Origin of the sequence: Halomonas sp. HK25, from assembly GCF_047795635.1 — a bacterium.
GTDB lineage: Bacteria > Pseudomonadota > Gammaproteobacteria > Pseudomonadales > Halomonadaceae > Halomonas.
The window spans coordinates 3,179,779-3,202,679 of sequence record NZ_CP181044.1; the positions used below are offsets into that span (position 1 = coordinate 3,179,779).

General features: G+C 60.9%; 22 protein-coding genes. 13 read left to right on the plus strand and 9 right to left on the minus strand.

What is annotated here, in order from left to right; translation table 11 throughout:
* Nucleotides 1-68 precede the first annotated feature (68 nt).
* Nucleotides 69-467 (minus strand): hypothetical protein, encoded by a 399-nt coding sequence (locus ACM26W_RS15015; protein ID WP_416137778.1) that lies wholly within the window; start codon nt 465-467, stop codon nt 69-71.
* Between the two features lie 181 nt (nt 468-648).
* Nucleotides 649-3,003, minus strand: a complete 2,355-nt coding sequence (locus ACM26W_RS15020) for a PqqD family peptide modification chaperone (RefSeq protein WP_416137779.1) — start codon at nt 3,001-3,003, stop codon at nt 649-651.
* A 149-nt stretch (nt 3,004-3,152) separates the two neighbouring features.
* Here ACM26W_RS15020 and ACM26W_RS15025 point away from each other — a divergent pair, with 149 nt between their 5' ends.
* The 3 genes from ACM26W_RS15025 (at nt 3,153) to ACM26W_RS15035 (ending at nt 5,517) form a co-directional block, all read left to right on the plus strand.
* Complete coding sequence (locus tag ACM26W_RS15025; RefSeq protein ID WP_416137780.1) at nt 3,153-3,743, plus strand: TetR/AcrR family transcriptional regulator; 591 nt, start codon at nt 3,153-3,155, stop codon at nt 3,741-3,743.
* Nucleotides 3,744-3,844: 101 nt separating this feature from the next.
* Nucleotides 3,845-4,414: a carboxymuconolactone decarboxylase family protein gene (locus tag ACM26W_RS15030; RefSeq protein WP_416137781.1), complete on the plus strand. Its 570-nt coding sequence runs from the start codon at nt 3,845-3,847 to the stop codon at nt 4,412-4,414.
* A gap of 146 nt (nt 4,415-4,560) precedes the next feature.
* Nucleotides 4,561-5,517, plus strand: coding sequence for a sulfurtransferase (locus ACM26W_RS15035; RefSeq protein WP_416137782.1), 957 nt, complete (start codon nt 4,561-4,563; stop codon nt 5,515-5,517).
* 233 nt (nt 5,518-5,750) lie between these two features.
* Here the strand turns inward: ACM26W_RS15035 and merA are convergent, their stop codons facing one another.
* Complete coding sequence (merA, locus tag ACM26W_RS15040; protein WP_416137783.1) at nt 5,751-7,157, minus strand: mercury(II) reductase; 1,407 nt, start codon at nt 7,155-7,157, stop codon at nt 5,751-5,753.
* Nucleotides 7,150-7,407 (minus strand): mercury resistance system transport protein MerF, encoded by a 258-nt coding sequence (gene merF / locus ACM26W_RS15045; protein ID WP_416137784.1) that lies wholly within the window; start codon nt 7,405-7,407, stop codon nt 7,150-7,152. The genes merA and merF overlap by 8 nt, the downstream gene beginning before the upstream one ends.
* Nucleotides 7,408-7,532: 125 nt before the next feature.
* On the opposite strand from merF, the gene merR reads away from it, so the two are divergent.
* Nucleotides 7,533-7,967: an Hg(II)-responsive transcriptional regulator gene (merR, locus tag ACM26W_RS15050; protein WP_416137785.1), complete on the plus strand. Its 435-nt coding sequence runs from the start codon at nt 7,533-7,535 to the stop codon at nt 7,965-7,967.
* A gap of 41 nt (nt 7,968-8,008) precedes the next feature.
* Here merR and ACM26W_RS15055 read toward each other — a convergent pair whose 3' ends face one another.
* From ACM26W_RS15055 to ACM26W_RS15065, 3 genes are all read right to left on the minus strand, one after another.
* Entirely contained in the window at nt 8,009-8,692 is a 684-nt protein-coding gene (locus ACM26W_RS15055; protein ID WP_416137786.1) for a haloacid dehalogenase type II, read from the minus strand.
* A gap of 154 nt (nt 8,693-8,846) precedes the next feature.
* Nucleotides 8,847-10,265: an aminotransferase gene (locus ACM26W_RS15060; protein WP_416137787.1), complete on the minus strand. Its 1,419-nt coding sequence runs from the start codon at nt 10,263-10,265 to the stop codon at nt 8,847-8,849.
* Between the two features lie 62 nt (nt 10,266-10,327).
* Nucleotides 10,328-11,827: an NAD-dependent succinate-semialdehyde dehydrogenase gene (locus ACM26W_RS15065; protein WP_416137788.1), complete on the minus strand. Its 1,500-nt coding sequence runs from the start codon at nt 11,825-11,827 to the stop codon at nt 10,328-10,330.
* A gap of 523 nt (nt 11,828-12,350) precedes the next feature.
* On the opposite strand from ACM26W_RS15065, the gene ACM26W_RS15070 reads away from it, so the two are divergent.
* On the plus strand, nt 12,351-12,671 hold the full coding sequence (locus ACM26W_RS15070; protein ID WP_416137789.1) for a transposase: 321 nt from the start codon (nt 12,351-12,353) through the stop codon (nt 12,669-12,671).
* A 116-nt stretch (nt 12,672-12,787) separates the two neighbouring features.
* Entirely contained in the window at nt 12,788-12,913 is a 126-nt protein-coding gene (locus tag ACM26W_RS15075; RefSeq protein ID WP_416140906.1) for an IS3 family transposase, read from the plus strand.
* On the opposite strand, the gene ACM26W_RS15080 is transcribed toward ACM26W_RS15075, so the two are convergent.
* Nucleotides 12,910-13,500 (minus strand): TetR/AcrR family transcriptional regulator, encoded by a 591-nt coding sequence (locus ACM26W_RS15080; protein WP_416137790.1) that lies wholly within the window; start codon nt 13,498-13,500, stop codon nt 12,910-12,912. The genes ACM26W_RS15075 and ACM26W_RS15080 overlap by 4 nt on opposite strands.
* A gap of 112 nt (nt 13,501-13,612) precedes the next feature.
* Between ACM26W_RS15080 and ACM26W_RS15085 the strand changes: the two genes are divergently transcribed.
* From ACM26W_RS15085 to ACM26W_RS15115, 7 genes are all read left to right on the plus strand, one after another.
* Nucleotides 13,613-14,116, plus strand: a complete 504-nt coding sequence (locus ACM26W_RS15085; protein WP_416137791.1) for an HPP family protein — start codon at nt 13,613-13,615, stop codon at nt 14,114-14,116.
* Between the two features lie 12 nt (nt 14,117-14,128).
* Nucleotides 14,129-14,539: a tautomerase family protein gene (locus ACM26W_RS15090; RefSeq protein WP_416137792.1), complete on the plus strand. Its 411-nt coding sequence runs from the start codon at nt 14,129-14,131 to the stop codon at nt 14,537-14,539.
* Nucleotides 14,540-14,582: 43 nt separating this feature from the next.
* Complete coding sequence (locus ACM26W_RS15095) at nt 14,583-14,993, plus strand: cupin domain-containing protein (RefSeq protein ID WP_416137793.1); 411 nt, start codon at nt 14,583-14,585, stop codon at nt 14,991-14,993.
* A gap of 22 nt (nt 14,994-15,015) precedes the next feature.
* Entirely contained in the window at nt 15,016-16,482 is a 1,467-nt protein-coding gene (locus tag ACM26W_RS15100) for a CoA-transferase (protein WP_416137794.1), read from the plus strand.
* Nucleotides 16,483-16,501: 19 nt separating this feature from the next.
* The gene (locus ACM26W_RS15105) at nt 16,502-18,052 is read left to right on the plus strand and encodes an FAD/NAD(P)-binding protein (protein WP_416137795.1); all 1,551 of its coding nucleotides are present in this window, start codon (nt 16,502-16,504) and stop codon (nt 18,050-18,052) included.
* A gap of 197 nt (nt 18,053-18,249) precedes the next feature.
* On the plus strand, nt 18,250-19,293 hold the full coding sequence (locus tag ACM26W_RS15110) for a fatty acid desaturase (RefSeq protein WP_416137796.1): 1,044 nt from the start codon (nt 18,250-18,252) through the stop codon (nt 19,291-19,293).
* Nucleotides 19,286-19,891: a LysE family translocator gene (locus ACM26W_RS15115; RefSeq protein ID WP_416137797.1), complete on the plus strand. Its 606-nt coding sequence runs from the start codon at nt 19,286-19,288 to the stop codon at nt 19,889-19,891. The genes ACM26W_RS15110 and ACM26W_RS15115 overlap by 8 nt, the downstream gene beginning before the upstream one ends.
* A gap of 193 nt (nt 19,892-20,084) precedes the next feature.
* On the opposite strand, the gene ACM26W_RS15120 is transcribed toward ACM26W_RS15115, so the two are convergent.
* Nucleotides 20,085-22,868, minus strand: coding sequence for an aminotransferase class I/II-fold pyridoxal phosphate-dependent enzyme (locus ACM26W_RS15120; protein ID WP_416137798.1), 2,784 nt, complete (start codon nt 22,866-22,868; stop codon nt 20,085-20,087).
* Nucleotides 22,869-22,901 lie beyond the last annotated feature (33 nt).

Genomic DNA, 22,901 nt, shown 5'->3' on the forward strand with positions numbered 1-22,901 from the left:
GCATCGGGGAAGCCCGGACCGGCGCCCGTGGCGCGCGGCCCGGCCTTCAGCCTGTCGCCTGTGGGGCGTCAGTTCCCGGCTTCACCTTCCGCTTCGCCCTCGGCTTCTGCTTCGTCCTCGCCTTCGGCTCCACCCTCGCCCTCTCCTAGAGCCTCATGCTCGGGCTCATCTTCCGCCGCTCCTTCGCTCTCTATTACAGCCTCACCTTCGGCCTCAGCCTCTCCTTCTGCTTCGCCTTCACCGGCGCCCTCGGCACCGCCTTCAGCTTCCGGTTCGGCGTAGTGGGCCTCGGCGAGCATCAGGGGGGCTTCCTGGCCGCTGGTATAGGTGGGCTCGGCGGCCGTGTCGCTGGCCACCGCCTGGAAGGCCGCACCGCTGGCGACCAGCAGCAGTGCCGGGGTCGTGTAGCCCAACCGGCGGCCCAGCCGCCCCAACAGGCTAAGGCGTTTCTCGTCTTGCAGTGTCATGGTCATGACCTCCTCGATGGTGCATCTCGCGATGCGATGGCGACATGCAGGCGCATGCCGTCGTGCAGTGAAGCCAGTCTCCTCGACGGGGCCGGCTTCCCCTTGGCGACGCCCCACGAATGGGCACCGCCGACTGCTCGGTACAACGCAACAAACTACGCCATTGACGACGCGACGCCCGTTACTCTCTCGCCATGGCGGGATCGGCAGAACGGGCCTCGGGTTCGACCCCGCTGGCCAGCCAGTCGGCCTGATGATGGTCGGCAAGACGCTCCAGCCGGGCCACCCACTCGGCCAGAGCGGCCACCTCGTCGGGCGTCAGGGGCTCGCCCGGTGCCGTGACACAGCACGGCAGCAGGGCACCCAGGACGTCCAGCACACCAGAGGTGGCCGGGGCATCGCCCGGGTCGGCGGGCACCAGCACCGCGCGGATCACCACCTTGGCCGGCGGCGCCGGCCGTGCCTCGCTGGCGAGCGTCGTCAACGGCAGGCCCAGCGGTTCGGCCGCGTCCGGGTCCGACAGGGGCAGCCGTATGCCCCGGGTCAGCGTGGCGCCCGTGGCCGTCAACCGCTGCAGCCTGTCCTGGTACGCCGAGTCATCGGGCAGCAGGCAGAGCACGCCGTCCCCTTCCGCGGTGACCAGCAAGCCGACATCGAGCACCGGCCGACCGGGCCGCGCGGCCTGGCCAGCCAGGTGCGCCACCAGGGCCGGCGCGAGCTGGGTCAGCGACAGCCGCGATCTCACGACGGCGTCATCGGTCACCAGGGCATAGCCGGCCGGCTCGCGCAGCACGGCCAGGCGGGGCAGGCCGATCGCTGACGCCTCGTCCAGCGGCGCGAGTCGCTCCCCGACCAGCGCCGACAGCCTGGCCAGGGCGGCAGGACCGGCGATCTCCAGCGCCCAGCGACGATCGTCGTGGTTCAACTGCAGGAGGCGCCGTTCGGCAACCCCCGCTGGCGCCTCGGCCGCTGCCGAGGGCTCGCCCGGTCGCGTGTCCGGCACCTCCCCACGCTGGCAGAGCAGGCCGTCGCGGCACCACTCCCCCAGGGTGGCCCAGACATCGCGCCGCAGCGCTGCCAGGTCCGGCGATGCCCCCGCCTGGGCGGTGGCCTGCGCCAGCTGCTCGACGATGGCATCGGGGTCCAGCCCCTCCGTGGCCAACAGCCAGATCATTGCCGCCGCGTCATTGGGCCGGTAGTAGTGCCCGCTTCGGGTGTCATAGAGCGCCAGCTGGTCATCCTCCAGCAGTTCCGCCACCTGACGGCGCCGCAGCACCGGCCCCGGCCGGGGCTGGCCCGCCAAGCCCTCGGCCAGCTGCCGGTCGGCCAGGGTCGGCAACGAGAAGAACGGCAGGTAGCGGTCGGGCTCGCTGGCCGGCAGCAGGCGCAGGAAGTCGCCGGCTCGTGCCCGCTCCGCCTCGGCCTCGGCGACCAGGCGGGGCGTAGTTTGCTCTGCGCCGGCCGCCGGCTGCGCGGCGTCGGTGCCGGGGATGTCCAGCAGGGAGACCATATCCCGCACTAACCCGCCCTTGACCGCTTCCTCGATCCGCCCACCATGTTCCGGAGCGGCGCAGATGCCCAGTGACGGGCTGAGGTTGCACTCCAGGATCCAGGGCGTGAGGGTGTCATCCACCAGGCAGTCGAGCCCCAGCAGCTCATAGCAGCCACGCGGGTCGGCCCCCATCTCGGCGGTACGGCCTCGCATGGCATCCACCGCCGAGATCACCGTCAGGGCCACCAGGTCGTGGATCCGCGCGAAGAGGCGATCGTCGTCATGCCCCTGGTCGCGCAGCCAGGCCCGATAGCGGTCGAGGTCGATGAACTCCACCGGCACCTCGGCGCGGTCGTTGAGGGCGTTGATGTCCGGGTTGGTCAGCTGGCTGTAGGGATTGTCGGCGTCATCGGGATCCCAGGGTTCCGAGGCCAGCTTGGCGAAGCCCTGTCGGTAGAGATAGACCCGCTGCGGCTCCAGCGAGCTGATCAGCACGTAGAGCCGCAGCACATACTTGTGTCCACGGATGGTATGCGGGTTCGCCAAGTACTCCTGCACCAGCCAGTCGGGCGCCAGCGGCGCCTCGCCCGCGTCGCGCAGTACCCGCACGCCCTTGCCCTTGGAGGCGTTGGTGGGCTTGAGGATCCAGCGCTGCTCGGGATGGGTCAGGGCGGCGTGCTGAAGGGCGTGATAGTCATGGGGCATCACCCAGGAACGCGGAAAGAACGCCAGCCGCGATGCCAGCTCGCTGTCCGCGCCATGGCTCTCCACGATGCGCTCGCGCAGCGTGGTGAGACTCTCGTGGAGCCGGCTCTTGACGGTCAGCGCCGCATTCCCCGGAAAGTGGTTGAGCCGGCGCGTCGGCGAGACCCGCCGAAACTGGGCGGGATCCGGCATGCCGGTGACCCAGCCGGCGTCCCAGTCATGCTCATCCCCGGCCTCCCAGCCCAGCGGCTCCAGGGCCTCGCGGAAGAACCGGTCCTGCTCGGCGGCCCGTCGACCACCCAGCCAGAAGCGTCTTGTCGGCGATTGCTGCTCGGTCATGCTGGGAATCTCCTCTCCGCCGAGGCGCACGTGATGGGTGCGCTGTGTGATTGTGTCGTCGTAAGCACGGGCTCCTTACAGCGATAGCAACTCGGGGGCGATCTGTCGCGGACTTGATTTATGGACTGATCAGTACTAAATTCATCGACATGACACGAGGACGCCCCATCGCCTTCAGCCCGGACGAGGCTGCGAGCGCCGCCATGCAGGTCTTCTGGGCCCGAGGCTACGACGCCGCCTCGACCCGCGATCTGCTCGAGGCCATGCACATCTCGCGCAGCAGCCTCTACCAGGCCTTCGGCAACAAGGAACAGTTATTCCTCGAGGCCCTGAGACGCTACCGCGAGGCGCTGGTCAAGCGGCTCGGCCGCTGGCTGGAGACCGCGCCCTCGGCCATGGCCTTTCTGGATAGCCTCTTCGGCGAGACGGCCGGGGAAGCCGGCAGCGAGCGTGCCGCCCTGGGCTGCCTGATCTTCAACTCCGCCTGCGAGCTCGGTCAGCGCGGCGACTTGCCGTCGCAACACGCCCGCCAGAGCCTGGCCGCCATCACAGGATTCTTCCACCGGGCGGTACGCCAGGCCCAGCGGGAGGGCGACATCGCTCCGGAGCGAGATGCCGCTGCGCTGGCCAGCTACCTGACGATGGGTATGGCAGGGCTCAGGACCCTGTTGAAAAGCGGTGCGGATGGCGAACAGGCCAGCCAGGCAGCGGAACTGCTCCTCGACGGCCTGCGACGCTGATGCCCTTTTTTTATTGCCCTTTATGGAACGATCGATCCATAAAGGCGCAACACGCAGCACCCACGTCGACCCACAAGACGACACCCCAGGAGGTATACACCATGTCCGCCGACTATCAGATGCAACTCCCGCCCCAGACCCTTGACAACGCCGACGCCAAGGCGAAGCCGCTGCTCGAGCAGGCCAACGCCAAGCTGGGCTTCGTGCCCAACATGTACGAGGGCATGGCCAAGGCCCCGGGCGTGCTGGACACCTACCTGCACGGTTACACGCTGTTCCGCGAGGACTCCGGGCTCACACCGCCCGAGCAGGAGGTAGTCTTCCTGACCATCAGCCGGCTCAACGGCTGTGGCTACTGCATGTCCGCCCACAGCATGCTGGCCGACAAGATGTCCCAGGTCCCCGCCGACGTACTGGAAGCGATCCGCGGCGGGCAGCCGATCCCGGACGAGCGCCTCGCGGCCCTGGCCGACTTCACCCGGGTGATGTTCGAGACCCGCGGCATGCCGACCCGCGATGACGTCCAGGCGTTCCTGGACGCCGGCTTCGAGGAGCAGCAGGTGCTGCAGATCGTGCTGGCGCTGGCCGTGAAGACGCTCTCCAACTACGCCAACCACGTCAACCACCCGGCGCTCGACGACGCCTTCGCCGGCCACGCCTGGCAGGGCTGAGGTGCCACTGAAACTCGTTACGAGAGATAAAAAAAGGATTTTATATAACTTAATGCGCTAAATGTGTCAGAAAGCCTTCTTGGCGAGGGAGCGCCAAACCATTGCAGCATGGACGTCATGCCCCATCCCCGACGAGGAGGATCCCCATGAGATCCCGACTGATCCTGGCCGCCGGCGCCCTGGCCATCGCCGGCCCGGCCCACGCCCTGCACCCCTCTCCGCTGGTCGAGGCCGAGTGGCTGAATGAGCAGCTGGGCAGCGACGGCCTGGTGGTGCTGGACGTGCGGTCCAGCATCGATGACGGCGGCGACCGTGACGCCTTCGAGGCCGCCCGCATTCCCGGCAGCCGCTACAGCAGCTATACCGATGCAGGCTGGCGTGAGGATCGCGACGGAATCGCCGGCCTGATGCCGGACATCGCCGATCTGGAGGACCTGATCGGCGGCCTGGGCATCGACAACGACGACACCGTGGTGGTCGTGGCTGGCGGCACCGGCCCCACCGACTTCGGCAGCGCGGCTCGAGTCTACTGGACCTTCAAGGCGCTGGGCCACGACGAGGTGACGATCCTCAACGGCGGCTTCGCCGGCTGGGATCAGCAGGGCTTCGAGCTTGCCAGCGGCGAGCCGGACGCCCCCGAGGCGACCGACTTCTCGGGCACGCTGCAGGCGCAGCTGCTGGCCACCACCGAAGCGGTGGAAGCCGCCCGCGAGGCCGACGAACCGCTGGTGGATGCCCGGCCGAACGACTTCTACACCGGCGAGACCCAATCGCCTGCCACTCGGGCACCCGGCACCATTCCGGGTGCGGTGAACCTGCCCCACGATGGCGCCCTGGTGGAGCGCGACGGCGCCTACTACCTGGAGCCGGAGCGCTTGAACGCCAATATCGACGTCCTGGGGCTGGACCGCGAGGCCCCCACCGTGGCCTTCTGCAACACCGGCCACTGGGCCGCCAGCGGCTGGTTCCAGCTCAGCGAGATTGGCGGCCTGGAGAACACGACCATGTACGACGGCTCCATGGCCGAGTGGACCCAGGACGACGCGCGCCCCCTGCAGCTGGCAGATCGGGGCACCACCACCGTGGGCGAGCTGGTCGACTGACCGACGCCGACCACTCCGCCATGACGCCCGTGGCCGGGTTGTGCCTGGAACTCGGCACCGCCGGGTATCGTCACGGGACCTGACGAGGCCACCTCGACCAGGGCAGCCCACGCCTTGGTCCCCTGGTCGATGACCCTGTCACTCATGGCGGCATCCGCACGGTTCCTCGGGAACAGATGGCTGGCCGTACCAGGGCACCAGAGCAAGGGTTCTACGCCCTGGAACGCTGCCGCTCATCCCGCACAGCACGAGAGCTGCGTCACATCCCTGGTGAAGGTCTGGGCGCAGAGCTTGAGGCCTTCCACCATGGTCAGGTAGGGAAACAGCTCGTCGCCGATGGCCTGCACCGTCATGCGTGCCCGGAGCGCAAACACCGCCGACTGGATCAGTTCCCCGGCGTCTCCCGCCACCGCCTGCACGCCCAGCAACCTCCCCGAGTCGCGTTCGGCCACCAGCTTGATGAATCCCTGGGTGTCGAAATTGACCAGCGCACGCGGCACGTTCTCCAGATCGAGCACACGGGACTCCACGCTGAAGCCCTGCTCCAGTGCCTCGGCTTCGGTCAGTCCCACGGTGGCGACCTGGGGATCGGTAAAGATCACCGCCGGCATGGTGCCGAGATCGAGGGTGGCCTCGCCCCCGGTCATATTGATACCGGCCCGGCTGCCGCCGGCAGCGGCCACATAGACGAACTGCGGCTGATCGGTGCAGTCACCGGCGGCATAGAGGCCCGGCACCGTGGTTTGCAGGTGCGCATCCACCCGAATCGCGCCACGCGCGGTTTCCATGCCGAGGCTCGCCAGATTCAAGGCCTCGGTGTTGGGTGTCCGTCCGGTGGCCACCAGCAGTCGATCCGCCCGTAATTTCCCGGCGTTGGTGTCGACGATGAAGAGATTGTCGAAGTAGTCCACGCGTCTCGCCTGGGTCTGCTTGAGCACCTCGATGCCCTCGCGGCGAAACGCCGCCTCCACGGCGTCGCCCACTGCCGAATCCTCCCCGGAGAGCAGTCGACTGCGGGCCAGCAGGGTGACCCGGCTGCCCAGTCGGGCGAAGGCCTGGGCCAGCTCCAGGGCCACCACCGAAGCGCCAATCACGATCAGCCGCTCGGGAAGGGTGTCGCTGGCGAGTGCCGTGGTGGAGGTCCAGTAGGGAGTCTCGGCGAGGCCCGGGAGGGGCGGGAAGGCGGGACGGGCACCAGTGCCGATAAACGCCCGATCGAAACGGACGGCCTGTTCGCCGCCTTCGCGGAGGGCAACGGTCAGGGTCCGCCCATCGACGAACCGGGCCTCGCCGTGCACGACGGTGATGGCCGGATGGTCGCGCAGGATTCCCGCGTACTTCGCATCACGCAGTTCTTCCACCCGTGCTTGCTGCTGGGCCAGCAGCGCCGGACGATTCACCCGCGGCACCTGGGCGCTCAGGCTCGAATCGAAGGGGCTCACCTTGCGCAGATGCGCAATATGCGCGGCGCGAATCAGGATCTTCGAGGGCACACAGCCAGTGTTGACGCAGGTACCGCCGAGTGTACCGCGTTCGATCAGGGTGACCCGAGCGCCACGCTCGGCGGCCTTGAGGGCTGCGGCCATGGCGGCACCACCGCTGCCGATCACGGCGATATGCCGCGTCTTGACGTCATTCATAAGGGGAATTCCTTGGTTCGACAGCGCCGTTGTCACGACCGGCGTCGTACTGCTTCTTACGCCACACCGCGTAGAGGGTCAGGCCGATGAAGAAGGCCAAGGCCGGCAGTAGCACGACGTCGAGGTAGCCCGTGAGTCCCGCCAGGCCCACCGTGCCAAGCAGGATCACCAGGATCGGCGTGAAGCAGCACAGCGCCACCAGGACGGTGCCGATCACGCTCACGCGCAACAAGGTTTTCGGGTTCCTCATGGTCGCTCCCGATTCGTACATGAGACTGACGGGGTGGAAAGATAGCCGGCGTTGCCGACTCGCCTTTCGTGACGGTCGTCACTGAGATAAGGTTACCTCCGTAGCCGAGTACGGACTCAAGCGCCATGCACAGCGAAGCGGACACCCTGACCATCGGCGGTCTCGCCAAGGCCGCGGGCGTCCATGTCGAGACCATCCGCTATTATCAGCGCCGGAGATTGCTGGCAGAGCCGGAACGGCCCTACGGCGGCATCCGCCGATACGGCATCGCCGAGGTGGCGCGCCTGACCTTCGTGAAGACTGCGCAGCGGCTGGGCTTCAGTCTGGACGAGATCGCCGAGCTGCTGCGCCTGGAGGATGGCACCCACTGCCAGGAGGCCAGTGCCCTGGCCGAGCACAAGCTGGCGGATGTGCAAGAGAAGATCGCCGGTCTGCGGCGCATCGAGCAGGCCCTGGGCGAGCTGGTGAATGCCTGCCATGAACGGGAAGGCCCCATCACCTGCCCGCTGATTGCCACCCTGCATCGGGGCCGTTCGAACCTCGACGATCCCGTGTCCTAGGAGCCTGTCATATCTGGCCTTGGACGCTCCCGTCCCAGACGCTATCCCAGCCGCTCGGCCAGGGCGTCGAGGTCGGGGACGGTCATGTCCGGTTCGATGCCCCAGGGGTCGAAGGGCGCATCCAGGCTGCGACGCACCCAGGCGGCGTGCAGGCCAGCGTGGCGGGCACCGATCACATCGAAGGGGTTGCTGGAGATCAGCCAGGTGTCGCCCGGCGCTACCTCGAGCCGGTGGCGCAGGTGCGCATAGACCGCCGGGTCGGGCTTGAAGCGCTTGACCTCGTCGACGCTGATCACATCGTCGAAATGTCCGCGGATGCCGGCCTGATCGAGCAGCCCCTCCACCGCCTCCCGGGTGCCGTTGGAGAAGGCCACGCAGCGCACGCCGGCCCGGGCCAGACGCTCGAGGGCGGTGGACGTCTCGGCAAAGGCCGGCAGCCGGGCATAGACCGCCATCAGGTGCTCCTTGTCGACGTCGGCCAGGCGCGTCTGCAGGGACCGGTCGGTGAACTCCAGGGCCTCCCGGGTGCACTGACCGAAGGGCACGTAGGCGCCCATCAGGCCACGTCTGAAGCTGTATTCCAGCTGCTTGTCGCGCCAGCGCCGCGAAAACTCCACTGCCAGCTCTCCCCTGCCGACGGCACTGAGCCGTGCCTCCAGTTCGGTGACCACGCCATGGGTGTCGATCAGGGTGCCGTAGACATCGAAGGCCAGTACCGTTGCCATCGTCGCGCTCCTCGGTTGGGTGTCATTGACCGAGCATGGGGCCAAGGGGGGCGTGGCTCAAGCCCCGGCCGCTCAGACCGGAACATGAGCCCCGCACACGCGAGCGCCGCGGAGTCTCCCCCGCGGCGCTCGCGTGGACGGCGGCCGTTCGGTGTCAGGCGCGCACGGCCTGTACGGCGCCCTCGCGCACCAGCTCGTCGGTGACCTTGTCCACCGCGTGGCGGGTACGGGCGACGATCTCGTCGATCTCGTCGCGGGTGGTGATCAGCGGCGGCGCGAAGCCCAGGATGTCGCCCTGGGGCATGGCGCGGGCGATCAGGTTCTCGTCCAGTGCGGCGGCGGCGATGCGCGGGCCGACCTTGAGGGCCGGGTCGAAGTGCTCGCGCTGTTCGGGGTTTACGGAGAACTCGAGGGCCGCCAGCATGCCCACGCCGCGCGCGTTGCCAACGATGGGGTGGTCGCCGAAGGCCGTGGCCATGGCCTGCTGCAGGTAACCGCCGGTCTCGGCGGCGTTGGCGGTGAGACCCTCGCGTTCGATGATCGCCAGGTTGGCGAGTGCCGCGGCACAGCCCAGGGCGTGACCGGAGTAGGTCCAGCCATGGCCGATGGGGCCGTACTGGCCGGTACCCTGCTCGAGCACCGCCCAGACGCGGTCGCCGACAATGACGCCGGAGAGCGGCTGGTAGGCGCTGGTCAGGCCCTTGGCGACGGTGATCAGGTCGGGCTTGATGCCGTAGAAGTGGCTGCCGAAGTCGGCGCCGATGCGCCCGAAGCCGCACACCACCTCGTCGGCGATCAGCAGCACGTCGTATTTCGCCAGCACCGCCTGGATCGCCTCCCAGTAGCCTTCCGGCGGCGGCACGATGCCACCGGTACCGAGCACCGGCTCGCCGATGAAGGCGGCCACGGTCTCCGGGCCTTCTGCCAGGATCATCTCCTCGAGCCGGCGGGCACAGTGGGCGGAGAATTCCCGCTCGGTCATGCCCTCCTGAGCGGCGGCGCGGTGGTAGTAGTAGGGTGCCTCGGTGTGCAGGATGCCGGCCATGGGCAGGTCGAACTGGTCGTGGAACGCCTTGAGGCCGGTCAGGGAGCCGGTGGCGAGGCCCGAACCGTGGTAGCCGCGCATGCGCGAGATGACCTTCTTCTTCTGCGGGCGACCCAGCACGTTGTTGTAGTAGCGCACGATCTTGAGCTGGGTCTCGTTGGCATCACTGCCGCCGAGGCCGTAGTAGACCTTGGACATGCCGGGGCCGGCGAGCTCGATGATCTTCTCGGAGAGCGCGATCTGCGGCTCGTTGGAGTGGCCCACATAGGTGTGGTAGTAGGAGAGCTCCAGGGCCTGCTGATAGATGGCCTCGGCCACCTCGGTGCGGCCATAGCCGATGTTGACGCAGTACAACCCGGCGAAGGCGTCGATGAACTCGCGGCCGTCCTTGTCGCGGATATGGATGCCCTTGCCGCCGGTGATCACTCGGCCCGGCGCATCGCCGTTAGCGAAGTCGCGCAGGTGGCTGGAGGCGTGGAAGGTCACCTTGCGGTCGCGGTCGATCAGGTCCTGGTGCTGCTGGCTCATCTCGTTCTCTCTTCTCAAGGAACTCCCCGGCGTCCCGCCGGGGAGGGTGTTTACAGGCTCACTCAGCTGCCGGAGACCGACCCGAGGGCGCCGAGGCAGTAGTACTTCGTCTCGAGGAACTCATCGATGCCGGTGATGCCGCCCTCGCGGCCAAGCCCGGACTGCTTGACGCCGCCGAAGGGCACGGGCGGGCCGGTCATCTTCACCGAGTTGACCGACACCATGCCGAACTCCAGGGCCCGCAGCAGCTTCCAGATACGCCGGATATCGTGGGTATAGACGTAAGCGGCGAGACCGTACTCGGTGTCATTGGCCAGGGCAATCGCCTCGTCATCATCGGCATAGGCCATGACGCCGGCGATGGGGGCGAAGCTCTCCTCCTGCCACAGCCGCATGTCACGGGTCAGCCCGGTCAGCAGCACCGGCATGAAGAAGTTCTCACCCGGCGCCTGGCGCTGGTCGCCCGCCACCAGGGTCGCGCCCTTGGAAATGGCGTCGTCGACGATGCCGGCGGCCTTCCCCACGGCTTGGGCATGGATCAGCGGACCCAGGTCGACCTCACTCGCCATGCCGTTACCCACGGTGAGCGCCGCCATACGCTCGGCGAAGTGCTCGACGAACTCGTCATGGATCGACTCGTGGACCAGGATGCGGTCCGCCGCCAGGCAGTCCTGCCCGGAGGTCTGGAACTTGGCCGACACCGCGGCGAAGGCCGCCTCCCTGGGGTCCATGTCGGGCCCGACGATAAAAGGCGCATCGCCACCCAGCTCCAGCGATACTCGCTTGACGGTGTTGGCGCACTGCTCCAGCAGCAGCCGGCCGACCCGGGTGGAGCCGGTGAAGGAGAGCGCCTTGACGCGGGGCTCGGCACACAGTAGCTGCGACACCTCGGCGGGCTCGCCCAGCACCACGTTGAAAACGCCGGCCGGAATGCCGGCACGCTCGGCCAGTTCGGCCAGGGCCAGCGCCGAGAACGGGGTCTCACCGGCGGGCTTGACGATCACCGGACAGCCGGCGGCCATGGCGGCGGCGGCCTTGCGGGTGATCATCGCCAGCGGGAAGTTCCAGGGGGTGATCAGCGCGGCGATGCCCACCGGCTCCTTGAGGGTACCCAGGGCGGCATTGGGGATGTGACTCGGGATGGTCTCGCCGAAGGTGCGCTTGCCCTCCTCGGCGAACCAGCGCACGAAGCTGGCGCCATACTCCACCTCGCCGCGGGCGTCCGGCAATGGCTTGCCCTGTTCCAGGGTCATCAAGATAGCCAGGTCCTCGCGATTGGCCTGGAGCAGGTCATACCAGGCCAGCAGGCGCTCGCAGCGCTCGTCGGCGCGCAGCGCGCGCCAGTGTACGAAGGCGGCGTCGGCGGCGTCCACGGCGGCGCGGATCTGGTGCGGCTCCAGCCAGGGGATATGACCGATCACCTCGCCGGTGGCGGGATCGATCACGGCCTCCTCGCGGCCGCCGTCGCCGTGGGTCCACTTGCCATCGACATAGGCGTACTGACGGAACAGACGCGGATCGTCGAGCATGGTGGACAGCGACCTGGACAGCTTCATGTTCATGCAACACCTCCCCTGACGTACCGGCCCCTGGCATGTCGGGCCGGCTTGGTAGTAACGGGCGAGCCGCCGTGGGCGGCTCCGATGACTACAGGGTAAGGGAGGTGGCGGCGGGGGAGTTTTCGTTAGCCGCCGGGACGAATACGCTTTTTTTCGTCGTTGCCGGGGATGTTGCGATTTTTTCTGCACGGATCAGGTCCCGTCGTTACCAGTCTGGACTACGAGCCCATGGTCTGGGGCCCATTCTCAACTCGGCTTATTCATCAGTGCATCGAGTTGGTGCCTTGAGTCGGGTGATTGCCGGAGCCGGCCCACTTCAGGCAGCGGCTGTCATTCAGAAGGCAGTCTGCTGGAAGCTCTCCCTATCAATGACGCAGCGATGCCATGCCTTGAGCCGGAGTCGCTCACTCGCCCAGTTCACCTCGGGGAGACGAAACGAGAGATAGTCCAGCGCAACCGTTACAGAGATGTCTAAAGTTGACCCAGTTCGGTGGACACCCGACCCTTTGAGAACGATGAGTCCACCATGCCCAAGTCCCGTGCCCCTTATCCTGCCGAGTTCCGACAACAGATCATTGAGCTGATCCGGGCGGGTCGAACCCCAGAAGAGCCGGCTCAGGAATTCGAGCCGACCGCTCAGACCATCCATAACTGGGTGAAACAGGCCGACCGTGATACAAGGCGTCGCCACGATGGCCCCACCAGCGCCGAGCAGGAAGAGCTGCGACGCCTGCGCCGTGAGAACAAGCAGCTCTGCGAAGAGCGCGAGATCCTCGCAAAGGCCGCTGCCTGCTTTGCTCGGGAGACTGACACCATACCGCCGACCTCTTCAGGTTCGTCGAAGTGAATCGGGCCCATCATGGGATTGCCACCATGTGCCGTGTGCTGGATGTTTCCACCAGTGGCTACTATGCGTGTTGCTCCCGTCAGCCTCCCGCTCGTGAGGCCGCGGACAACGCGCTGATGGCGCGCATCCAAGCGATCCATGCGTGGTCGGACGGTACCTATGGGGTGTCACGCATCCACGCTAAGCTCGTCGATGAGGGATGGCGGGTCGGACCAAGTGGGTCACCCGCCTCTTGCATCTAAGTTAATTTAGGCGTGTCGCTAGAAGGCATCTCGAGGGGGGCGTAAGGAAGGCCAGACAGCTTACAGAGCTCTTCCCACAACCCTTGAATTCTTTCAAAAGAGTGGAAAATACTTGCGTTAACGATCATTCCATCCATCGTGGTCTGGAAAAGTCTAGCGATTGCCTTAGGTTCGGGATGATTTAAGCCCTCAAAGATGGATTGAAGAAGCTGAGTCACCCAATCCTTATGTGCTTGGGATACAGTCTGAAGCTCTTCAGTCTCATGAAACTCCCCTGTTGCTTTTATGAACATGCAGCCGTGAAATTCCTTTGAGAAAAACCACCTGACATGCCAGTTGAAGAACTCTCGAAGCTTCTCATAAGGTGGCGGCATTTCTCCTACCGCCTGTTCGAGAGAGTTTTTAAACAGTTGATGCCTAAGCTTGAGCACTTCTTCAACAAGCTTTTCCTTATTTGAAAAGTGTTTATACAAGGTCATCTTAGAAACCTTTGCCTCATCTCGAATCCGATCAACGCCGACGGCTTGATATCCGTGTTCGTTGAAGAGACGTAAGGCGGTATAGAGGATGTCATCTCGCTTTGCCATAGCCTAACCCTATCTAAAAAAATATTATAATCAAAAAAAACTATTTTGACTCCCAGATCAAAGTAATTTACTGTACAGACCTGTCTGTCCATTATAGCACAGGGATTCACAAATGTTTCATAAAATGAAAGGTACTGGTGTAGCTCCCGGCCGTCCCGATCCGCTCCAAATACTAACAGGCCTCATCGGCGGAATCGCGGGAATTGGTGCCGTGGCTTACTTAACCCACATGGCGAATGTTCCCCTGCTCATGGCTCCCTTCGGAGCCACATGCGTACTCCTTTTCGCCGCACCAGGGGCTCCTCTCGCCCAGCCACGCAACGTCATTGGGGGGCATTTCATTGCCGCTGCTGTAGGTCTCATCATGATGAACCTCTTCGGCTCGGGTGAATGGCAGATGGCAGTTGGTGTTGGGATTGCAATTGCATTGATGCAGTTTTTTCGGGCGGTACACCCCCCCGCAGGAGCGAACCCTCTAGTTGCACTGACTGCAGGTATTCAGGATTGGGAGTTCCTTGTCACTCCAGTACTTTTTGGATCAGTCATTCTAGTGTGTGTAGCGCTCTTGATTAACAACATCGGAAAGGCCAAACAATGGCCTCAATATTGGATGTAAAAGGAGAAAACCATGCCCATTATCAATGTAAAGATTAAGCGCGGTAGCGCCGTTAAGAACGACACAGAGACGTTAACCAAAGAGATCGCTAAGCGGCTGACAGAAAGTACTGTTCGTGTGCTCAAAAAAAACAGGGAGCTCGTGGTTGTCACGATTGACAGTCAATCTTCTACAAAATGGCATCTCGCCGGAGAAGAAGGCATTCAGAGCTCACGCCCGATGTTTGAGGTTGAAATCAAGGTTACAGAGGGAAGTAATAGCCAGGAAGAAGTGAGCACTTGGATAAGGGAGGCCTACGAAACCATGGTCCAAGTCCTGGGAGAGAGCGCTGGTCCAAACTATATTTCTGTGCAACAGCAGCCACAAGAATTCTGGGGGTATGATGGGCTTTCTCAGTATGGCAGGAAGAAGTGGGATAGCTGAGACTTGTATCGGCTCCTAACGAGGACTTCACAAGGGGATTAACATGGAATCATTAAAGGCTGTAGAGAATTTTCCGAACAAACCCGAGGCATTCGATAAAGTTCTTAGGTTGGCCATGGGGGCTGTAAATCTTCCAGACATTCATTTTGAAGAAATGGAGCCAGGACTAAGGAGCAACGTACTAATACACATACTTTTTGATAACAAGAAATCAGAACCAACCGGGTCTGATGCAGCCCTGATAAAATACTTGCCCGGGGCCTTCGTTCCACTTCACCTTCATCGAGGATATGAAATGGTCCTAGTCCTGAAGGGAGAATACATAGAAAATGGTGAAACCCATACACCAGGCAGTTTAATTATTCGTGCTCCAGGCACTACGCACAGCATGAGGTCCAATACTGGCTGTGTGATTTTGGCCATGCGGGACATCCCAGTCAAACAACTAACTTAAATTCATGGGCGGAATTAAGAAAATGAAGATACTTGGTCCGTCTCAAGCTATGAAACTGATCAAATCGGGAGCGACTGTGATTCCCGGGGGATTTGGAAGTTGTGGACACCCCGACCTATTCACTCAAGCATTGGAAGAGAGGTATTTGGAGACGGGGGAGCCCAAAAACCTGAAGCTGCTCTTTGCTTCGGGTGCAGGTGATAAGAAAGAAAACGGACTAAATCGTCTAGCTCATTACGGCCTGGTCTCCGTTTCTATTGGAGGTTATTGGAACCTATGCCCGAAGTTGCGTGGCATGGGTGAAAGTGGAGAGATTGAAGCTCATAACTGGCCTCAAGGAGCAATAAGTAAGCTATTTGGCACTATAGCCGAAGGGGCTCCGGGACTCGTGAGTAGAGTCGGTCTGCACACCTTCGTTGACCCACGTGTGGAAGGCGGAATGTTTAGGCCAATCGATCACAGGAGTCTGATTGAGGTCGTTCACCTGCAAGGAAAGGAGTACCTATTTTATCCTTCGATGCATATTGACGCTGCTCTTCTAAGGGGAACAGTGGCCGATAGGAGTGGAAATATTTCTCTCCGTGGAGAGGCATCGAAAATGGATGCACTTTCACAAGCACAGGCTGCAAGAAATTGTGGTGGAATCGTTTTTGTGCAAGTCAAGGACGTTGTCAGTGATCAGCTGTGTGCAGGAGAGGTTGATATTCCCGGGCACCTTGTTGATGTAGTGGTCATTTCAAAGGGTACAAATCACCCTTTCACATATGGCCATAAAGTCTGCCCAACCAAACTAACTACGGAGGAGGGCGTTGGATCAAGCGCGAGACAGCATGTGATAAAGCGAGCCCTTAAGGAGCTTCCTGTGGGCCCCTATAAGAAGCGAATTGTCAACTTTGGGATTGGGATCCCTGCTGAAATTGGAATGGCCATGTCGGCTAATCAAAGATCGTCTTATACTCTTAGTGTCGAGTCTGGGGTGATTGGAGGCACACCGCTTATTGGTGATTCGTTTGGGGCAGCGATAGACCCGGATGCTGTTGTAGACCAGTCTCAACTCTTCAATTTCTATGATGGTGGTGGTATTGACAAAGCATTCCTTGGCTTTGCCCAGATAGACGAGCATGGCAGGGTAAATGTAAGTAAGTTTGGAAAAGCACGGCCTGGGGCTGGCGGCTTCATAAATATAACCACCTCAGCAAAGAATATTATATTCTGTGGAACCTTGACGACAACCCGCACTAAAGGAAACAAAGTAGAAGGCTATGATAGCGACATTTTGAAGCTCGTAGAAAATGTAGATCAAATAACCTTTGATTCAAAGCATTGCAATGCAGCCAAGATCACAGTAATAACGGAAGTGGCCGTCTTTGAAATTCGTAGAGGAGCCCTAGTTCTCACAGAGGTGAGGGAAGGATTTGAGCCTAAGGACGTTGAAGCATTATCTGAAGCGCACTTCGAAGTTGATCATAACTTGTCATCGATGGGCTAATTAAGAAGGAGACTTCACTATGGAAAAGGTCATTTGTCTTGTTGGCGGAGGGGCTGCCTCAATAGCCTTTATTGACAATTTCCTCAACCAACTTAATGGCGAAAATGGTGGGTTATACTCTATCTACGTGATAGAGAAAAATCCCGTGTTTGGGCCAGGCGCCGCTTACAATGATGACTTAGATAGTAATCTACTCAATACAAAAACCGGATTCATAACTATATTTCCCGAGAAGAAAGGCGATTTCTACGAGTGGCTCCATAACCATCCCGAGCACTGGCAGTGGAAGTACCCAGGTTTTGAGCTAGACCCCGACACCTATGCCCCTAGGCCACTATTTGGTCAGTACCTTCAAGCATCATTCTCGCAAACCGTGAGGAAGGCTGTGAAGAAAGGCGTGAAGGTTATACCGGTTAATGCCGAAGTCATGGATATTAGAAAGTTTAGACATGGCTACACTGCTGTTACCGCCTGTAGTATTAATATTCAAGCGGACTATGTTTTCCTGCTGTGCGGTACCTTGGAGAATGCCCGAAAAGATACACCGAAGATGCAAGGTGGTATCATTAGCAACCCTTACCCTGTTTCCAAACTGACGAGTTGGTTGGGCAAAGACAAGTCGGTCGCCGTTATAGGATCCCGGCTAAGTGCCATAGATACCATCATCGCGCTAAAGGAGGCTGGTCATCGCGGTAAAATTGTAATCCACTCCCGTAGTGGTTACTTCCCATCGATTCGTGGCACCCAAGGACGTTTCCAACCTAGGAACCTTTCAGAAGAATACTTGGAAAAAGTACAAAATAGCAAACGTAATTTACGACTAACTGACGTTGTCGAAATGGTTAAGTCTGATCTCTCTCTGTATTTCCAAGAGAACCCTGGTCATCCACAAGAGCGATTGGAAGTTCCTAAACCTATCGATGATCTGGGTGCATTTCTCGACGAAGAGATCGCGCTGGCCGAAAATCCTAGGGGCTGGCAGGCAGTGCTCTATGCTACTAATGTGATTATTGATAAGTTATGGGGGATGATTAGACCCGAGGATAGGGAAGAGTTCAGAGAGAAATATCTCAACATTTTCCTATCTTACCGTGTCTCTATTCCTTGTGAGAATGCTGTAAAAATTAGGAACTACCTTTCCAGCGGGGATCTGGAATTTAGGACTGGCCCAGTGAAGCTTAAGAAGAACGCCGGGGGCTTTCCTGTAGTACAAACACCCTCTGGTGATGGTGATACATATGACTTTGCTGTTCTGGCAACAGGCAGTCCAAAACGATTAGGCAATTCAAACTCTAGCTTAATGATAGCCTTGGAAGAAAAGGGAATGATCGTCCCTCACCCTCATGGTGGATTAGAGGTCGACAGTAGTACATATCAAGTGATTCGAGAAGATGGATCTATCGAAAATGGTATTTTTGCAGTTGGTGAAGTAACCAGTGGAAATTTCTTTTTTACAAGCGCCTTAGACATTATTTGTCGTCACGCAAAGAACTGCTCTGTCAACTTTTATAAAAATCATTGTGTGGAAAGCGTTTTTTTCACCCCTCCAAAGCAAGGGATTAAAGGGTAGCCTTCTATTTCACCCATCACTTGTTTGGTGAGGCCACATAATGTCGGAATGCTGAACCCTTCATTCCTTGAATTCAAGGAGGGATTGCAGAAAACTTCCGAAGACAGTTATCACGCGCTGACTCAACCCAATGAATCGCCACCTTCTTTCGAGAGCAAAATATCTCTCTATCATTAACTTGTATAGGCGGAAAAAGCATGGATGCACAAGATGACGAACTCAGATTTGAAACCCCCGAGATCAAAAAGAAAATAAGGAGGCTTACGGCACTCGATAACTGGCATTGCCTGCTTTACCTGGCGAAAGATTATCTGATAATCGGGAGTTGCATTACACTGTGCCTTAAAGTCTCCTGGTGGTTTTATCCATTGGCCTGGCTGGTCATTGGTTCACGGCAGCGTGGGCTGGCCAATCTTCTACATTCTGCGTCACATAATACCCTCGCCAGAAACCGCTACTGGAACCTGATTGCCGGTACGGTGCTGTCGGGATATCTAGTAGGGCAGAAATACGTGCTCTACTGCTATACTCATGTGACACAGCATCACGGTCACTTAGGCGATCCCATCCACGATCCCGACTTCCAACAGCACTTGGCCGCAGGCCTGTATGAAAAACAAACGAAGGCGAAGTTCCTTTGGGCTTACGTCGTGAAGGCTCTCCTTGGGATGAAGGTCCCACAGTACCTGCGCTATGTGTACCGTGACCGCTTCATGGGACAGGTGCCTGCCAGATACAACAACAGGATCATCTCCCACCGAACTGATACTTGGCTGTTCACCTTGATCTGGGTGGCGCTGTTGGCCGCCTCACTGCTTTTCGGGGTTTTTCACTGGCTGATAGTGTTCTGGCTGGTTCCTCTGGTAACCTCGTCGATGATCGTGGGCTGGTTTATCGAAATGGCTGAGCATTTTCCGCTAGTCAGGGAGTCGCGAGACCGGCTGTACATGACACGTAATCGTAATGGCAACCGCTTCGAGAGGTTTCTCACCGGCGTCCATCATGACAACTATCACCTCGAGCACCACCTGAATCCCAACGTGCCCATGTGGCACCTGCCGAAGTCGCAAGCAGTGCGATTGGAGAATCCGATATACCGGGAGTGGGACGAGCAATGGGGTGGGATCTTCACAAAGTGTGACCGAAAGCCGACACGGAAGACCTTCTATCAATACATTTTTAGCAAGGAAGCCAATATGTTTCAGGGACCATTCACCAACGAAGAGGCGCTCGATGGTTAACGACTACCTCACTTGGCTTCTGGCCATCGCCAGCTTCGCGTTCGTTATGACCTTCACGCCGGGCCCCAATAACATCATGCTGGCCACCTCCGGGGCGAATTTCGGTCTGAAGCGCTCCATGCCTCATGTGATGGGGGTCGCCTTCGGCTTTCCGGCCATGCTGCTTGTCGTCGCGGTGGGTATCGGATATGTTTTCCAGTTTCCTGTTGTCCGCGGCGTGCTGCGGGTGCTGGGAGTTGCCTACATCCTCTACTTGGCGTATCTGATCGGCAGTGCTAATACCCTTCGTGGTACCCAGCAGAGCAAGCCCATCTCATTCTGGCAAGCCGCTGGCTTCCAGTGGATCAACCCCAAGGCGTGGGCCCAGGCGATCGGGGCCACCTCGGCGTATCTGTCCCTGGATTTCAATAAATATGCGCAGATCGTTGCGATGGCTCTGGTTTTTCTGCCAATCGGCATCGCCAGTTCTTGGATCTGGGCCGCGTTTGGGGTGCGCATCGCGTCATTCCTCAACACTCCGGCCAAGTTGCGAACATTCAATGTGGTCATGGCCACGGCGCTTCTCATCACGATCCTGCCGGTTATCTTGACCTACTAAGCAAAGTCGGGGCTTTCTAGCCCCGGCTGTCTTGAACGGACACGGGTGATAGAGTAGTGGCATCTACCAATTGAGCACCGCCGGCCACCTGACGGAGTTGGGAGGCCTTCGGCCTCCATTCGCGCAGCGGAGCTGCCCTCTCAACAACACACGACAAACTAAGTAGAGTCTTTACCCTGTCTGCTAGCCTGGCTCAGCCGGCCGCGGGGTCGACCAGCGCCGCCTCGGTGAACACCAGCAGGCCCAGCTCCGGGCGATAGCCATGGATCTCGGTGACATCGAGTGCCTGCAGGAAGTAGAGAATCTCCTCGCTGACGACCTGTCCCGGCACCAGCACCGGGAAGCCCGGCGGGTAGGGGATCACGAAGCTCGCCGAGACCACATCACGACCGGCCCGCATGGCCGCCTGCACTTCGCCATTGTCGAAACGCAGGTACTCGGTGTTCACCTCGTCGTAGGCCAGGAAGTAGGCGCAACGGATATCGCCCTCGGGGGTATTACTGTCGGGGTCGGGGCGGAAGGCGGCGTGGAAGCGGCTGAAGTCCGGCAGCGGCGGTAGCTCCTTAGTCAGCGAGTGGACCCGGTTCTCGATGATCTTGCGCTCCGGCCGGCTGCTCTCATCCCAGCGGGCCTCGAACTCCTTGGCCAGCTTGATCAACACATCGAGCAGGTAGGCGATGGAGCCGCGGGTGGTGCCGATATTGGTCATGAACAGCACGGTGTTGCGTGAGGTCTTGTTGATCTGGATACCGTACTTGTTCATCAGGTATTCGTTTTTGAAGGTATCCCCGTCGATGCCGGTGGCGCCGATGGCGATGGTGATGCGGCTGGGGTCGACGACGAACTCGTCGTTGGCCCAGGCCTCCTCCATCTTGTTCCAGCCGGTGACCGGGTCGTAGAAGGTGTCGACACCGGACTGCCGGTACTCCAGCGGCACCATGTCCTTGTTGATCAGCACCCGGAAGTACTTCTGCAGCAGCGGATGGGTATAGAGCTGCTCGCGCAGCGACAACGCCGCCTCCACCTGGGCGTGCACCAGCTCGAAGCCTTCCATTTCGGCCTGCATGCGGCCCACGTCCAGCGACGCGATGATCTGGTAGTTGGGCGAAGTCGAGGTGTGGGTCATGTAGGCCTCGTGGAACGGCGCCTCGACCTTCTGCCGATAGTCCTGATCCCAGACGTGGATCATCGAGCCCTGACGCAGCGAGGTCAGGGTCTTGTGAGTGGAGTGGGTGGCATAGGCACGGACGCGCACCTGGTCGGGATCCGGCATCAGGGGTCGGTCGAGCCAGGTGGCGTCATCGTCGGGGTCGAGGGCATCGAACTCCACCTTCCACGCCGCGTACTCCTCACGGTAGGCCTCGCTGCGGTAGCGCTCGCACAGGGTGCGGGCAGCATGCATGGCGGTGCGCGGCCGATAGGTAGGGTTGAAGCCGGCGAAGGCGAACCACGCCTCGTCCCAGAGGAACACCAGGTCGGGCTTGATCGCCAGACACTCCTCCATCACCCGGCGCACATTGTAGACCACGCCGTCGAAGGTGCAGTTGGTCAGCAGCAGCATCTTGACCTTGTGCAGCTGGCCCGAACGCTTGTACTCGAGCAGCGTCTTCTTGATCTCCTTGAGCGGCACCGCGCCATACATGGAGTAGTCGTGCAGTGGGTAGGAGTCCAGGTAGCTGACGTGGGCCCCGGCCAGCACCATGCCGTAGTGATGGGACTTGTGGCAGTCGCGGTCGATCAGCACGATATCGCGGGGCTTGACCAGCGCCTGCACCACGATCTTGTTGGCGGTGGAGGTGCCGTTGGTGACGAAGAAGCTCTGCCGCGCGCCGAAGGCCCGGGCAGCGTACTCCTGGGCCTTCTTGATCGGCCCGTAGGGCTGCAGCAGCGAGTCGAGCCCGCCGGAGGTGGCCGAGGTCTCGGCGAGGAAGATGTTGATACCGTAGAAATCGATCATCTGCCCGGCCCAATGCGAGCGGGTGATCGACTTGCCCCGCGAGATGGGCATGGCGTGGAAGACCCCTGTAGGCTTCTTGCTGTACTCGCGCAGGGCATCGAAGAAGGGCGTGCGGTAGCGGTTGTCGATGGCCCGCAGGATGGTGTGGTGCTGCTCGATGTAGTCCGTCTCGCGGTAGAAGATGCGATTGAAGTGACGGATATCGCGGCTCGCCGTGGCCTCCACGTCACCGCTGGTGACCAGGAACTGGTCAATCTCCGGGCGCAGTTCGTGAATCATCGAGCTGAGCAGGATGCTGCGCTCGGACTCGGACTGGTGTTCGAGGACCTGCTCGGAGAGCCCCTCCAGGTAGTTGCGCAGCGCACTGAGGTTGTACTTCGACTTGTAGGGAAACTCGTAGCGGATCAGGCAGGCCTGGATATTGGGGTTGACCAGCACCGCGATCAGCGCGTCCTCGAAGCTTCTCACCGTCACCACGTCATAGGCGAAACGATCCTCGGGTCGGCGCATGTTGCGGAAGGCCTCGCGCACCACCTCCTCCTCCTGGGGCGAGAGGTTGTCGACGATTAGCAGCTCGAAGTAGGGCTGGGCCGAGCTGTTGGAGGCCGGGTGGCCACGGCGCAGCTGGGCCAGAGCATCCAGGGTCTCCAGATTCTCGGCGTCGGCATCGGTCTCGCTGAGGTCGACGTGTCGGCGCCGGTAGGACTCGCTGATCAGAGCCCGCACCAGGCGCTTGACCACCTTCTCCAGCAGCATGTACTCCTCGCGGTCGAACAGAGACCAGAGGTGGCGGAAGTCCTCCTTGGAGGGGAAGGCGTGGTAGTCCTCGATGATCTCGAGCCGCGTCAGCTTGACGTCGATCGCCTTTACCAGGTTCCTGACCCGACCGTCGTCGGTCAGGCGTATCAGCTGTCCCAGGTCGCGCTTGAGTGCGTTCCAGGTATCGGCACGCAGCTGAGAGATCTTGTGATAGAAGCTCAGCGCGGTATAGGGCGTTTCGGTCTGGCTGGTCTCTTGCATGGCGATACCCTTCCATGATGATTGTCGTGATCG

Excerpts from the sequence above, each read along its gene's own strand:
- ACM26W_RS15015 (WP_416137778.1), bottom strand. The coding sequence starts at position 467 with ATGACACTGCAAGACGAGAAACGCCTTAGCCTGTTGGGGCGGCTGGGC.
- ACM26W_RS15020 (WP_416137779.1), bottom strand. The coding sequence starts at position 3,003 with ATGACCGAGCAGCAATCGCCGACAAGACGCTTCTGGCTGGGTGGTCGA.
- ACM26W_RS15025 (WP_416137780.1), top strand. The coding sequence starts at position 3,153 with ATGACACGAGGACGCCCCATCGCCTTCAGCCCGGACGAGGCTGCGAGC.
- ACM26W_RS15030 (WP_416137781.1), top strand. The coding sequence starts at position 3,845 with ATGTCCGCCGACTATCAGATGCAACTCCCGCCCCAGACCCTTGACAAC.
- ACM26W_RS15035 (WP_416137782.1), top strand. The coding sequence starts at position 4,561 with ATGAGATCCCGACTGATCCTGGCCGCCGGCGCCCTGGCCATCGCCGGC.
- merA (WP_416137783.1), bottom strand. The coding sequence starts at position 7,157 with ATGAATGACGTCAAGACGCGGCATATCGCCGTGATCGGCAGCGGTGGT.
- merF (WP_416137784.1), bottom strand. The coding sequence starts at position 7,407 with ATGAGGAACCCGAAAACCTTGTTGCGCGTGAGCGTGATCGGCACCGTC.
- merR (WP_416137785.1), top strand. The coding sequence starts at position 7,533 with ATGCACAGCGAAGCGGACACCCTGACCATCGGCGGTCTCGCCAAGGCC.
- ACM26W_RS15055 (WP_416137786.1), bottom strand. The coding sequence starts at position 8,692 with ATGGCAACGGTACTGGCCTTCGATGTCTACGGCACCCTGATCGACACC.
- ACM26W_RS15060 (WP_416137787.1), bottom strand. The coding sequence starts at position 10,265 with ATGAGCCAGCAGCACCAGGACCTGATCGACCGCGACCGCAAGGTGACC.
- ACM26W_RS15065 (WP_416137788.1), bottom strand. The coding sequence starts at position 11,827 with ATGAACATGAAGCTGTCCAGGTCGCTGTCCACCATGCTCGACGATCCG.
- ACM26W_RS15070 (WP_416137789.1), top strand. The coding sequence starts at position 12,351 with ATGCCCAAGTCCCGTGCCCCTTATCCTGCCGAGTTCCGACAACAGATC.
- ACM26W_RS15075 (WP_416140906.1), top strand. The coding sequence starts at position 12,788 with ATGGCGCGCATCCAAGCGATCCATGCGTGGTCGGACGGTACCTATGGG.
- ACM26W_RS15080 (WP_416137790.1), bottom strand. The coding sequence starts at position 13,500 with ATGGCAAAGCGAGATGACATCCTCTATACCGCCTTACGTCTCTTCAAC.
- ACM26W_RS15085 (WP_416137791.1), top strand. The coding sequence starts at position 13,613 with ATGTTTCATAAAATGAAAGGTACTGGTGTAGCTCCCGGCCGTCCCGAT.
- ACM26W_RS15090 (WP_416137792.1), top strand. The coding sequence starts at position 14,129 with ATGCCCATTATCAATGTAAAGATTAAGCGCGGTAGCGCCGTTAAGAAC.
- ACM26W_RS15095 (WP_416137793.1), top strand. The coding sequence starts at position 14,583 with ATGGAATCATTAAAGGCTGTAGAGAATTTTCCGAACAAACCCGAGGCA.
- ACM26W_RS15100 (WP_416137794.1), top strand. The coding sequence starts at position 15,016 with ATGAAGATACTTGGTCCGTCTCAAGCTATGAAACTGATCAAATCGGGA.
- ACM26W_RS15105 (WP_416137795.1), top strand. The coding sequence starts at position 16,502 with ATGGAAAAGGTCATTTGTCTTGTTGGCGGAGGGGCTGCCTCAATAGCC.
- ACM26W_RS15110 (WP_416137796.1), top strand. The coding sequence starts at position 18,250 with ATGGATGCACAAGATGACGAACTCAGATTTGAAACCCCCGAGATCAAA.
- ACM26W_RS15115 (WP_416137797.1), top strand. The coding sequence starts at position 19,286 with ATGGTTAACGACTACCTCACTTGGCTTCTGGCCATCGCCAGCTTCGCG.
- ACM26W_RS15120 (WP_416137798.1), bottom strand. The coding sequence starts at position 22,868 with ATGCAAGAGACCAGCCAGACCGAAACGCCCTATACCGCGCTGAGCTTC.